Annotated in this window: 11 protein-coding genes; 7 read left to right on the plus strand and 4 right to left on the minus strand. The window is 73.0% G+C overall.

Translation table 11 applies throughout. From position 1 onward, the window contains the following. The 5 genes from OFY01_RS29665 to OFY01_RS29685 all read left to right on the plus strand — a co-directional run. Window positions 1-1,006 (plus strand): dihydrolipoamide acetyltransferase family protein (locus tag OFY01_RS29665; protein WP_266605142.1); only part of this gene is annotated, 1,006 nt, incomplete at its 5' end. 103 nt (window positions 1,007-1,109) lie between these two features. Next, window positions 1,110-2,222 (plus strand): DUF6457 domain-containing protein, encoded by a 1,113-nt coding sequence (locus tag OFY01_RS29670; RefSeq protein ID WP_266605143.1) that lies wholly within the window; start codon window positions 1,110-1,112, stop codon window positions 2,220-2,222. Beyond that, window positions 2,219-3,892: a molybdopterin molybdotransferase MoeA gene (locus tag OFY01_RS29675; protein ID WP_266605145.1), complete on the plus strand. Its 1,674-nt coding sequence runs from the start codon at window positions 2,219-2,221 to the stop codon at window positions 3,890-3,892. The genes OFY01_RS29670 and OFY01_RS29675 overlap by 4 nt, the downstream gene beginning before the upstream one ends. Next, the gene (locus tag OFY01_RS29680; RefSeq protein WP_266605146.1) at window positions 3,889-4,986 is read left to right on the plus strand and encodes a potassium channel family protein; all 1,098 of its coding nucleotides are present in this window, start codon (window positions 3,889-3,891) and stop codon (window positions 4,984-4,986) included. Before OFY01_RS29675 ends, OFY01_RS29680 begins: the two co-directional genes overlap by 4 nt. A 57-nt stretch (window positions 4,987-5,043) precedes the next feature. Continuing rightward, window positions 5,044-6,024: an NAD(P)H-quinone oxidoreductase gene (locus OFY01_RS29685; RefSeq protein WP_266605147.1), complete on the plus strand. Its 981-nt coding sequence runs from the start codon at window positions 5,044-5,046 to the stop codon at window positions 6,022-6,024. 25 nt (window positions 6,025-6,049) lie between these two features. Here OFY01_RS29685 and OFY01_RS29690 read toward each other — a convergent pair whose 3' ends face one another. Then, complete coding sequence (locus OFY01_RS29690) at window positions 6,050-6,532, minus strand: hypothetical protein (RefSeq protein WP_266605149.1); 483 nt, start codon at window positions 6,530-6,532, stop codon at window positions 6,050-6,052. Between the two features lie 195 nt (window positions 6,533-6,727). On the opposite strand from OFY01_RS29690, the gene OFY01_RS29695 reads away from it, so the two are divergent. After that, a complete protein-coding gene (locus OFY01_RS29695; protein ID WP_266605151.1) occupies window positions 6,728-7,270 on the plus strand; it encodes a bacterial proteasome activator family protein in 543 nt (180 codons plus the stop codon). Between the two features lie 223 nt (window positions 7,271-7,493). On the opposite strand, the gene OFY01_RS29700 is transcribed toward OFY01_RS29695, so the two are convergent. Continuing rightward, window positions 7,494-9,197: a Stk1 family PASTA domain-containing Ser/Thr kinase gene (locus tag OFY01_RS29700; protein WP_266605153.1), complete on the minus strand. Its 1,704-nt coding sequence runs from the start codon at window positions 9,195-9,197 to the stop codon at window positions 7,494-7,496. Between the two features lie 408 nt (window positions 9,198-9,605). On the opposite strand from OFY01_RS29700, the gene OFY01_RS29705 reads away from it, so the two are divergent. Then, entirely contained in the window at window positions 9,606-11,204 is a 1,599-nt protein-coding gene (locus tag OFY01_RS29705; protein ID WP_266605155.1) for a protein kinase domain-containing protein, read from the plus strand. Window positions 11,205-11,294: 90 nt separating this feature from the next. On the opposite strand, the gene OFY01_RS29710 is transcribed toward OFY01_RS29705, so the two are convergent. Further along, a complete protein-coding gene (locus tag OFY01_RS29710) occupies window positions 11,295-11,717 on the minus strand; it encodes a pyridoxamine 5'-phosphate oxidase family protein (RefSeq protein ID WP_266605179.1) in 423 nt (140 codons plus the stop codon). A 126-nt stretch (window positions 11,718-11,843) separates the two neighbouring features. Next, window positions 11,844-12,503, minus strand: coding sequence for a response regulator (locus tag OFY01_RS29715; RefSeq protein WP_266605157.1), 660 nt, complete (start codon window positions 12,501-12,503; stop codon window positions 11,844-11,846). Window positions 12,504-12,643 lie beyond the last annotated feature (140 nt).

Here is a 12,643-nt window from a genome sequence, read left to right on the forward strand (position 1 = left end):
GCCCTCGGCCGCGGTGCCCTCGGTCGCGGTTCCGACCCGCCAGGCTCCGGCCCAGGCGGTACCGGCCGGCGGGGCCCCGGCGAGCGCCGCCCCGTCGCGGCCCCGCTCCGGACCGGTGCCCGTGATCTCGCCGCTCGTCCGACGACTGGCGCGCGAGCACGGAGTGGATCTGCGCGAGCTGGCCGGGTCCGGGCCGGACGGGCTGATCCTGCGCTCCGACGTGGAGCGCGCGGTGGCGGCCCGCACGGAGGCGACGACCGCCCGCGCGGAGGCGACGGCCTCTGCCACGGACACGGTGGTGTCGCCGGGGCACCGCACGCCCCTGAAGGGGATGCGCGGCGCGGTGGCCGACAAGCTCTCCCGCAGCCGCCGCGAGATCCCCGACGCCACTTGCTGGGTGGACGCGGACGCGACCGAGCTCATGCACGCACGCGTGGCGATGAATTCCGTGACCGGTCCTTCCGCCGGGCCGAAGATATCGGTGCTCGCGCTGCTCGCCCGGATCTGCACGGCTGCCCTGGCCCGTTTCCCGGAGCTCAACGCAGCCGTCGACACGGAGCGGCGGGAGATCGTCCGGTTCGACGAGGTGCACCTGGGGTTCGCGGCGCAGACCGAGCGCGGGCTCGTCGTGCCCGTCGTGCGGGACGCGCAGGCGCGGGATGCCGAGGCCCTGAGCGCGGAGTTCGCGCGGCTCACCGAGGCGGCGCGCAGCGGGGCCCTGACGCCGGGGGAGCTCACCGGGGGCACCTTCACGCTGAACAATTACGGGGTGTTCGGGGTCGACGGCTCCACGCCGATCATCAACCACCCCGAGGCGGCCATGCTCGGAGTCGGCCGGATCACGCCCAAGCCGTGGGTGCACGAAGGGGAGCTGGCGGTGCGCCAGGTCGTCCAGCTGTCGCTCACCTTCGACCACCGGGTGTGCGACGGCGGTACGGCGGGCGGATTCCTGCGGTATGTCGCGGACTGCGTGGAACACCCGGCGGTACTGCTGCGCACTCTGTGACCCGTGCTCGCGGGACCTGGGCGTGCCCGCGCCGCCGCCCCGGTCCCGCCTGCCGTGCCGCCGGAGAGGTGGCAGTGACGGCTCGTACGCTCATACTCGGGGGATGAGCGAAGCCTCAGGGCGCGACTCGCGCCGCACCGGCCCCACCGCTGGGCACCCCGTGCCGTACGACGCGGTGGTGCTCGCCGGTGGTGGCGCGCGGCGACTCGGAGGCGCGGACAAGCCCGGGGTCCGGATCGGCGGCCGTGCACTGCTCGACCGGGTCCTCGCGGCCTGCGCCGGGGCGCGCAGCACCGTGGTGGTGGCCGAACCACGGCCGACCGCACGCGAGGTCGTCTGGGCACGGGAGTACCCGCCGGGTTCGGGGCCACTCGCCGCGCTGGCAGCGGGAGTTCGCGCTCTGCCGCGACCGAGACCGCGACCGAGGCCCGGGCCGGCGCCCGCACCTGCACCGGCGCCCGCACCGGTCCCGGGTTCGCGACCGGCGGCCGGAACCGGGGCGAGGGGCGAGGAGGCCATCGCCGGGGCGAGGGGCGAGGAGGCCACCGCCGAGGTGGAGAGCGTGGTTGTGCTCTCCGCCGATCTGCCGTTCCTCGTGGACCGCGCCGTGCGAATGCTGGTGGACACGCTTGCCGCATCCGGCGCCGACGGGGTGGTGCTCACCGATGCTGATGGACGCGACCAGCCGCTTGTCGCCGTCTACCGGCGGGCGGCGCTGTGCCGGGTGCTCGACGTGGTCGAGGCGGAGAGCGGGGCACTCGCCGGGCTGCCGTTGCGTCGGCTCACACAGGGCCTGAACCTCGCCCGCATCACCGATCCCGTCGCGTCCTTCGACTGCGACACCTGGGACGACATCGCGACCGCACGGTCACGGATCAGGGAGCATGGTCACGTGTTGGATGAATGGATCTCCGCAGCCAAGGACGAACTGGGCATCGACCTGGACGTCGACACCGGTGTTCTGCTGGACCTCGCCCGTGACGCGGCGCACGGGGTCGCGCGCCCCGCGGCGCCGCTGACGACGTTCCTCGTCGGGTACGCGGCGGCGAAGGCGGACGGCAGCCCCGCGGCCGTCGCGGAAGCCGCCGCGAAGGCCGCCGCGCTCGCCCAGCGGTGGGCCGCGGAAGCCACAGAAGCCGCGTCGCCCGACTCGGAACCGGGCGGCTCGGAACCGGGCGGCTCGGAACCGGGCGGCTCGGCCGCGGGCACGGAATGAACGCGCGCGACGGGTGGGCGCCCCCGGCCGACACCCTCGACGGTGACGTCGACGAGGCGCTCGCGCTGGCCAACGACAACCGCGGCGCGGAGGGCGGCACCGACGGCCGGACACCGGCGCAAGCCCCGTCCTCCGCGCAGTCGCCGCACGCCTCGCCCTCGGCCCCGCCCTCGACCACGGCCCCCGGCAACCCGTCCGCCCCCAGCGCGCACACGCACGGCGGTCACCACCGTCCCCACCGTGCCGCGCCTTGGCCCGCCGCCCGCGACACCGCGCGCCGAGCGGGTCGCGCCGCCGCCGAGTACCGCGCCCGTACGCCCGCGGGCGACACCTGCGCACCCGATGCCTCGGCCGACAATGCCCCGGGCCCCGGCATCTCCTCGCCCTGCGACCCCGCCTACCTCACCCATCCCACCCATCTCACTCATCTCACTCATCTCACCCACCAAGCCCGTCCCATCCGCGTCGCCCGTCTCTCGCTCGACGAAGCGCTCGGGCTCGTGCTCGCCGCGCCGTTGACCGCCCTCACGGACCTGCCGTCCTTCGACACCTCGGCGATGGACGGCTGGGTCGTGGCCGGGCCCGGCCCCTGGGCCGTACGCGACGAGGGCATCCTCGCCGGGCACGACCTGCCCGCCCCGCTGGCCGACGGTGAGGCCGCGCCGATCGCGACCGGAGCCCGTGTCCCGGCCGACACCACCGCGGTCATCCGCAGTGAGCACGGGCTGCTGGACGCCCGCGGCACCCTCCATCCGCGGCGCGAGGTCACACCCGGACAGGACATCCGTCCGCGCGCCCAGGAGTGCCGCAGCGGCGATCTGCTGCTGCCCGCCGGGGCGCTGGTCACCCCGGCCGTCCTCGGCCTGGCCGCCGCCGCGGGCTACGACGAGCTGGTCGTCGTCCCCCGCCCGCGCGCCGAAGTGCTGGTCCTCGGCGACGAGCTGCTGACCTCCGGGCTTCCCCACGACGGGCTCATCCGGGACGCGCTCGGCCCGATGCTGCCGCACTGGCTGCGCGCGCTCGGCGCCGAGGTGACGGCCGTCCGCAGGCTCGGCGACGACGCCAAGGCGGTGCGTGATGCCGTGCGGGACTCCACCGCCGACCTGGTCGTGACGACGGGCGGCACCGCGTCCGGGCCCGTCGACCACGTCCACCCCACGCTGAGCGCCCTGGACGCCGAACTCCTCGTGGACGGCGTCGCGGTCCGGCCAGGCCACCCGATGCTCCTCGCCCGTCTGGCGAGGGGGCGTCACCTCGTCGGGCTGCCCGGCAACCCGCTGGCCGCCGTCTCCGGTCTCCTCACGCTCGCCGAACCGCTGCTGCGGGAGCTGACCGGCCGGGCCAGGGACGAACCCGCGTACGGCGCCCCGCTCCAGTCGGCGGTGCACGGCCACCCGTACGACACGCGCCTCGTCCCGGTCAAGCTGCGCCCCGACGAGAGCAGCGGCCACGAGTGGGCGGTGCCGCTGCACTACAACGGCCCCGCCATGCTGCGCGGCATCGCGGCTGCCGACGGGCTCGCCGTGGTGCCGCCGGGCGGCGCGGACGACGGGCAGGAGGTCGAGATCCTCGATCTGCCGTGGTCGTGGGGGCCGATCGCGGGAACAGGACCCCTCGCGGGAGCAGGACCCCTCGCGGGCGGCGGTCGTCACGGAGAGTGTTTCACGTGAAACTGCCCGGCCAGGACGTCATGGCGCGCCATGCGGACGAACGCAATGCCACCTACCAAGTGAAGTTGCCGAGTCGGGCCGTCCAGGGGCCGCTTCGGCAGGTCGTCCGACGGCTTCTGATGGCCCTGTCCGTGCTGGTCGCCACGGCGCTGATCGTGTGGTTCGACCGCGGCGGGTACCACGACAACGCCAACGGCCACGTCGACCTTCTCGACTCCTTCTACTACGCGACCGTCACCCTCTCGACCACGGGATACGGCGACATCACGCCGGTCAGCGACGGGGCCCGGCTCATCAACATCTTCGTCATCACGCCGTTGCGTGTGCTGTTTCTGATCATCTTGGTCGGCACCACCCTTGAGGTCCTCACGGAACGGACCCGCGAGCAGTGGCGGCTGAACCACTGGAGGACCAACGTGCGTGACCACACCGTCGTCGTCGGCTTCGGCACCAAGGGCCGCAGCGCCGTGCAGACCGTCTGCGCGACCGGCCTCAAGCCAGAGCAGGTCGTGGTGGTCGACCCCAACAGCGAGGTCATCGACGCCGCGGTCGCGCACGGTTACGCGGGCGTCGTCGGCGACGCCACCCGCAGCTCCGTGCTGCTGCGCGCGGAGGTCCAGAAGGCGCGCAAGGTCATCGTCGCCACGCAGCGTGACGACACGGCGGTCCTGGTCACGCTCACCGCACGGCAGCTGAACAGGTCGGCGAAGATCGTCGCGGCGGTCCGTGAGGAGGAGAACGCCCCGCTGCTGCGCCAGTCCGGCGCCGACGCCGTCATCACCAGCGCCAGCGCGGCGGGCAGGCTGCTCGCGCTCTCGGTGCTCAGCCCGAACGCGGGCATGGTCATGGAGGACCTCATCCAGCAGGGCAGCGGTCTCGACCTGGTGGAGCGGCCGGTGACCAAGGCCGAGGCCGGGCGGCTGCCGAACGAGACGGACGACCTGGTCGTCAGCGTCGTACGCGGCCATCGGGTGCTCGGTTATGACGACCCGTCGATCGGCACTCTGCAACTGACGGACCGTCTCATCAGCATCGTGCGCGCCACGCCCGGAACCCAGGTCGCCCCCGACTCCAAGCCGCTGCCCCAGGACTGACGGTTCGAGCCGGGCTCGGTCCCGGAATCGTACGGTGACGGGAGTAGCCTCGCGGCCATGCATGCGATCACGATCCCGGAACCCGGCGGACCCGACGCGCTCGTCTGGACGGAGGTCCCCGACCCCGTACCCGGTGAGGGCGAGGTCCTGGTCGAGGTGGTCTCCAGCGCCGTCAACCGTGCCGATCTGCTCCAGCGTCAGGGCTTCTACAACCCGCCGCCCGGCAGCTCCCCCTACCCCGGTCTGGAGTGCGCGGGCCGTATCGCCGCGCTCGGACCCGGCGTCTCCGGCTGGTCGGTCGGCGACGAGGTCTGCGCGCTGCTCGCGGGCGGCGGTTACGCGGAGAAGGTCGCCGTCCCGGCCGGACAGCTCCTGCCGGTGCCGAAGGGCATCGGCCTCGTCAGGGCGGCGGCGCTGCCCGAGGTGACGTGCACCGTGTGGTCGAACGTGTTCATGGTGGCCCACCTGCGGCCCGGCGAGACGTTCCTCGTGCACGGCGGCTCCAGCGGCATCGGCACCATGGCGATCCAGCTGGCGAAGGCGGTCGGCGCCAAGGTCGCGGTCACGGCGGGCACCAAGGAGAAGCTCGATTTCTGCGCCGAGCTGGGCGCGGAGATCCTGATCAACTACCGCGAGCAGGACTTCGTCGAGGAGATCCGCGAGAACACGGCGGGCGGCGGCGCCGACGTCATCCTCGACAACATGGGGGCCAAGTACCTGGGCCGCAACGTCGACGCCCTCGCCGTCAACGGCCGCCTGGCCATCATCGGCATGCAGGGCGGCGTCAAGGGCGAGCTCAACATCGGTACGTTGCTCGGCAAGCGCGGAGCCATCACCGCCACCACCCTGCGGGCCCGCCCGCTCGCGGAGAAGGCGGCGGTCGTCGCGGCCGTGCGCGAGCATGTGTGGCCGCTGATCGAGGGCGGGCATGTGCGGCCGGTCGTGGACCGCGAACTGCCGATGAGCGACGCGGCGCAGGGCCACCGGGTCCTGGAGGAGAGCGGCCACATCGGGAAGGTGCTGCTCACGCTGGCGTAGGCACAGACAACGCGAGGCACCCCGCTCAGCCCCGCCGAAGCCGTAGCGCCAGGAAACCCAGGCCGAGCCCGGTCATGAGCAGCCCCGCACCCAGCGGCAGCAGGTCCATCCCGGGCTCGGTCGAGTGCGCGAGGTCGGCCTGCTGCTGGGCGGCCGGGCGCCGGAATGTCGGCGTCGACGTCGGCGCCGGTGTGACGGCCCCCGTCGGCGCGGGCGGCATCGGCGGCAGGGTGAGTTCGGGGCGGGGCGGCGGAGGCAGCGGCCGTCCGGGCGGCGTCCGCCCCACGCCCGCCCGGGTGCCCGCGAGGGAGCCGTGCGGCGAGGGATCGGCGGCGTACGCGACGGCGGCGGGGGCGACGGTGAACAGAGCCAGGACCAGGGCCGCCACGACAAGGGCCGACATGACGAGGCCGGACAGGACGGGGGCCGACAGGGCCAGGACCGGCCGGGCCAGGACCGACAGGAGCCCGACGGCAAGCCCCTTGGCCCCTCGCCCGTTCCCTCGCACCCGCCCGTTCCCTCGCGCCCACCCGGTCCTTCGCATCGGCACCCCTTCCGCCCCGCCGCACGCCCACCCTCCGCCCAACTGATGCACCCAGCCTCACACAGCACGACAAATACGGCATTACGGACCTCGGTGGTGCGAGGGCCCGGAATGGGGGCACCACAAAGGGGTGAAGAACCCGTGCGAGAGAATGGCGCCATGGAGATGCCGAGGAACGAACAGCCGCAGGAGAACCCGCAGGTGCTCGTCGTGGGCCAGGACGGAATGGCTCTGGGCGGCGGCGGTGACGACGAATCCCGCGAGGTCCCGGTGACGGACATGGTGGAGCAGCCCGCCAAGGTGATGCGCATCGGCAGCATGATCAAGCAGCTGCTCGAAGAGGTCCGCGCGGCTCCCCTGGACGAGGCGAGCCGTCAGCGGCTCAAGGAGATCCACGCGAGTTCGGTCAAGGAGCTGGAGGACGGGCTCGCGCCCGAGCTCGTGGAGGAGCTGGAGCGCCTCTCGCTGCCCTTCACGGACGACACGATCCCGACCGACGCGGAGCTGCGCATCGCCCAGGCCCAGTTGGTCGGCTGGCTCGAGGGGCTGTTCCACGGGATTCAGACCGCCCTCTTCGCCCAGCAGATGGCGGCCCGCGCGCAGCTGGAGCAGATGCGCCGCGCGCTGCCGCCCGGCGTCGGTGGTGAGGAAGGCGAGGACCAGCATCACACCGGGGGCCGCGCGGGCGGCCCGTACCTGTAGCCCGCACGGCGCGGAAAGGGCCCGGCACCAGTGCCGGGCCCTCGCACGTCGGCCCACGCGGCGGCGGACCCTGACTCGGCCTGACGAACCCGGACCTGGCCTGACGGACCTGGCCTGACGGACCTGGCCTGGCGGGCCCTGACCCGGCCCGGCGGACCCGGACCCGATCCGGACCCGGCCCGACCGACCCCGACCCGGCCCGACCGACCCGGGCCCGGCCGGTCTATCCGGGAGGGTTCCCCGTGGAGACCTGTAGTTGGATCTTCACGGTCTTCTTCGGGTTGATCTCCGTGCCGGGCGCGGGGAACTGGCTCATGACCGAGCCCTCGCCGAACGTGTTCTCGTCGACGGACTTGATGTCGGCGATCCACCCGGCCGCCCGGAAGCATGCCTTCACGGAGTCGATGTTCTTGAGGTAGAAGTCCGGGACCTGGATCTTGTTCTCGTCGTCGATGCCGGTCCTCGGCTCGGTGCACTGGGACGGGTCGATCGTCTTGGACGGGTCGGGGCCCCGGTGGCCCGCCACCGCGGTCCGGGAGGCGGAGGACGACGCCGACGCGGAGCCGCGGCCGTTCTGGTCGCCCCCGTTGCTGAGTACCAGCGCCGCGACCAGGCCGCCGACGGCGACGCACGCGACGACGACCGCACCGATGATGACGGCCTTGTTCCGCCCGCCACCGCCCCCGCCACCGGAAGCGGGCGCTCCCGGCGACCCCTGTGCGAACGTCGCCGACTGCGGCGACATGACGTACGGCGGCGGGGTCTGCTGCCCGTACGGGGAGGCGGGCGGCGGAGTCTGGTAGCCGGTCTGCTGCGGGTAGCCGTACCCGGCCTGCGGTTGCGGCTGCGGCGTGGGGGCCCCGTAAGCGCCGCCGGGCCCCGTCTGGTACGGCGTCTGAACCGGCCCGGGGGCGGGCGTACCGGACTGGTCGACCGGCGGGAAGACCGCCGAGCCGACGCCCTGCCCGCTGCCCGTCCGGGCGCCCGGCACGATGCTCGGCGCGGTGGGCGGTGCGGCGGCGAGCGACTGGGCCACCCGCAGGCACTCGTCGCGCATCGCCTCGGCGCTCGGGAAACGCTCGTTCGGGTTCTTCTTCAGGGCACGGGCGACGAGCGCGTCGACGGCCGGTGGCAGCGAGCGGTTGATGGAGGACGGGGCGACCGGCTCCTCCTGCACGTGCGCGTACGCGATGGCCAGCGGCGAGTCCGCGTCGAACGGCAGCCGCCCGGTCGTCAGCTGGAAGAGCATGACGCCGACCGAGTACAGGTCGGAGCGGGCGTCCACGCCGCGCCCCAGGGCCTGCTCGGGCGAGAGGTACTGCGGGGTGCCGACGACCATGCCGGTCTGCGTCATCGACGTGACGCCGGACTGCATGGCGCGCGCGATGCCGAAGTCCATGACCTTGACGACGCCGCGCTTGGTCATCATCACGTTGCCGGGCTTGATGTCGCGGTGGACCAGGCCCATCTCGTGGCTGATCTCCAGGGCCGCGAGCACATCGGCGGTGATCTTCAGTGCCTTGTCGGCGGGCATCGCGCCGTGCTGCCGTACGTCCTCGTCGAGCACCGAGCCGAGCGGGCGGCCCTCGACGTACTCCATGACGATGTACGGGGTGATCGCCCCGTCGAGCTCGTCCTCGCCGGAGTCGAAGACCGAGACGATGTTGGTGTGCGTGAGCTTGGCCACCGACTGGGCCTCGCGCTGGAACCGCTGCCGGAACGCGTCCTCACGCCCGAGTTCCGTGTGCAAGGTCTTGATCGCCACGGCGCGGTCGAGGCGGGTGTCGTGCGCGAGGTGGACCGAGGCCATGCCGCCCTGGCCGAGCAGGTCACGGAGCTGGTACCGCCCCCCTGCCACGGCGCGCCCCGCGTACCGTCCGCCGCCCTGCGCGCTGCCGACGCCGCCGGCGCCGCCGTCCTGGGTCATTGTTCTGCGTCCCCCATCGCGCCCCGCGTCGGCGCGGCCGGTGATCGAAATCAGCTATTCCCGGCCAAGTCTGCCCGAGGGCCCCCGCACGTCAAGCTCGATGCCCGTTCCGTGACCGTACGAGAAAGAAGAGTCGCGGAAGCGTTACAGGACGGCGGCGGGCGCGGCGCGGGCCCGGATTCGCGGGGACGATTTGCGCGAAGAGCGCGGCAACGGGTTTGATGGCCGGTCCATCTCGGAACGGGCCCACGGCCGGAACCTGTAGCGTGGCCCGACGGAGTCCGCCTTCACAAGCGCGCGTACTCCGACGACGTACCGAAGTGCAGATGCCGGAAGCGCGGATGTGCGGAAGTGCGGCGGAAGTACGGATCGATCCGGCGGCACGGACAGAAACGACGGCGAGGACCGATGGCAGAGCAGCAGCGCGCCCAGGGCCCCGACCCCGAGGCGACTGGCGGCGGTATGTCAGATTCGCCGGAGATGTGGGGCAACGGCGGGCTTGTCGGGGACGGCCGGTACCGGCTGACCCGCAAGCTGGGCCGGGGTGGCATGGCCGAGGTGTTCGAGGCGGAGGACGTGCGTCTCGGCCGCACCGTGGCGGTGAAACTGCTCCGCTCCGACCTCGCCGAGGACCCGGTCTCCAAGGCCCGCTTCACGCGCGAGGCACAGTCGGTCGCGGGCCTGAACCACCACGCCATCGTCGCGGTCTACGACTCCGGCGAGGACCAGGTCGGCCCGAACACGGTCCCGTACATCGTCATGGAGCTGGTCGAGGGCCACACCATCCGCGATCTGCTGCTCAACGCGGAGGCGCCGGGCCCCGAGCAGGCGCTCATCATCGTCTCGGGCGTCCTGGAGGCGCTCGCGTACTCGCACCAGCACGGCATCGTGCACCGCGACATCAAGCCCGCGAACGTGATCATCACCAACACCGGCGCGGTGAAGGTGATGGACTTCGGTATCGCGCGCGCCCTGCACGGCGCCCAGTCGACCATGACGCAGACCGGCATGGTCATGGGCACGCCCCAGTACCTGTCGCCGGAGCAGGCGCTCGGCAAGGCCGTCGACCACCGCTCCGACCTGTACGCCACCGGCTGCCTGCTCTACGAGCTGCTCGCGCTGCGCCCCCCGTTCACCGGCGAGACCCCGCTCTCCGTGGTCTACCAGCACGTCCAGGACGCGCCCGTACCGCCGTCCGAGGTCGCGGACGCGGTGCCGCCGGAGCTCGACGGGCTGGTCATGCGCTCCCTCGCCAAGGATCCGGACGACCGGTTCCAGACGGCGGAGGAGATGCGCGGGCTCGTCCAGTACGGGCTTCAGATGCTGTACGAGCAGGGCGGTCACACCGGCACCTGGAGCACCGGGCCCGTCGAGGCGCACGGGGGCGCCCACACGCCCGCCGCGGGCCTCGCGGGCACCGCGGTGATGCAACACCCCGGCGGCGGCACGGCCCCGCAGCCGCTGCTGCGCCCGCCGGGCGACGACGGTGGCTTCGACGGGGGCTACGACGGCGGTGCCGGGCGTGGCGGCCGGGGCCGTGGCAAGCTGTGGATCGTCGCGCTGCTCGCCGTGGTCGCCATCGCGGTGGGCGTGGCCTGGGCGATGCGGGGAACCGGCGGAGACGGCGGCGGTGGCGACAGGCCGAGCACGTCGCCGTCGGCCAGCACGTCGCAGCGGGAGAGCGCGCCCACGCCCTCCGACGGCGAGACGAGCCAGAACACGCTGCCCGGCGACTCGACGGGCGGCCGGACGGAACCCTCGTGGACGCCGTCGTCGCAGCCGCCGTCGACGAGCGACGAGTCGAGCCCGGCGTCGTCCGCGCCCCCGTCCTCGCCGACCGGCAGCGCGGGCAGCGACGGCGGTACGACGACGTCCCCGACGGCGGACCCGACGGACAGCGCCGGCACGGGCGGCGGTACCGACAGCGGTGCGACCAACGGTGGCACCGGCACCACGGAGGGCGGCAGCGGTTCCACGGCCAGCCCGAACCCGTCGAACGGCCCCTGAGCGGCACCTGAACGGCCCCTGAGCGACACCTGGGCGGCACCTGAGCGGGCACCTGAGCGGGCGCCTGACGGGCGGCGCTCGGCACCGGTCCTACGGCTCGGCCGACCCGCCCCGCAGTTCGTGCACCGTCATGAGCTGCGGGGCGACGCGCAGGTACACCGGGTCGAACAGCTCGCCGTCCGCGAAGTGCGGGGCGGACCCGAACAGCTCCAGCTCGGCCGTGGTCGGCTCGACCAGCTCGCACACCCCCACGCACTGCACCGACCACTGGCCGACGTCCCCGGGCGCGGGCGCGCACAGGTTGTCCGCCCCGTAGGCGACGACGCTGCCCACGCAGGCCAGGTGGTAGCCGTATCCGCGGTGCATGCGCAGCAGGAGGCGGCCGTCGGCCACGGCGTGGCGGGCGGAGGCGAGGAACGGCAGCGCGCGCATGCTGGTGGCCACACGGCCGTAGGGCACGCGGGCCAGCAGCTCGAAGCCGCGCCGGAGGTCGTGCTCGGTGTCGGAGAGCATGCGGGGCGCTGTGCCGGGGGGTGTCGTGCCGGAGGGCGTGTGTGGGGGCATGTCTCCACCCTGCGTTGCCGACGCGGTGGGGGAAAAGGGGACGCGGCCCTGAGGCGGGAAGGACGTAGGTCCTGTTCAGCGCTGTTCGGCCTGCATGCGCGCCACGTACGCGGCGGCCTGGGAACGCCGCTCCATGCCGAGTTTGGAGAGCAGGCTGGAGACATAGTTCTTGATCGTCTTCTCGGCCAGGTGGAGCCGTTCGCCGATCGCCCGGTTGGTCAGGCCCTCACCGATGAGATTGAGGATCTTGCGCTCCTGCTCGGTCAGACCGGCGAGGCGGTCGTCCTCCTTGCTGCGCCCGCCGTCGCGCAGCCGTTCGAGCACACGCGCGGTGGCGACGGGGTCGAGCAGCGACTTGCCCGCGGCGACGTCCCGCACGGCCGTCAGCAGCTCATTGCCGCGGATGGCCTTCAGCACGTACCCCGAGGCACCCGCCATGATCGCGTCGAACAGGGCCTCGTCGTCCGCGAAGGACGTCAGCATCAGGCACTTGATCGACTCGTCGCGGGAGCGGATCTCGCGGCACACCTCCACGCCGCTGCCGTCCGGAAGCCGCACGTCGAGCACCGCGACGTCGGGGCGGGTGGCCGGAATGCGCACCAGGGCGTCGGCGGCCGTGCCGGCCTCTCCGACCACCTCGATGTCGTCCTCCACGGCCAGCAGCTCATGGACTCCGCGACGCACCACTTCGTGGTCATCAAGGAGAAAAACGTGAATTTTTCCGTCTTCGCGCACGTTCACAGTCTCACACACGAACTCTTCCCGTGCCCTGGGTGACCGGGATAACGTGCCGGTGTTCCGGCCCCCTGCCAGGCTGAGACTCGGGTGTTGTCGCACCGTGGCCGACCACGGCTGACCTGCGGCTGCTCCGTCCG

The sequence above is a fragment of the Streptomyces beihaiensis genome (assembly GCF_026274175.1).
Lineage (GTDB): Bacteria > Actinomycetota > Actinomycetes > Streptomycetales > Streptomycetaceae > Streptomyces > Streptomyces beihaiensis.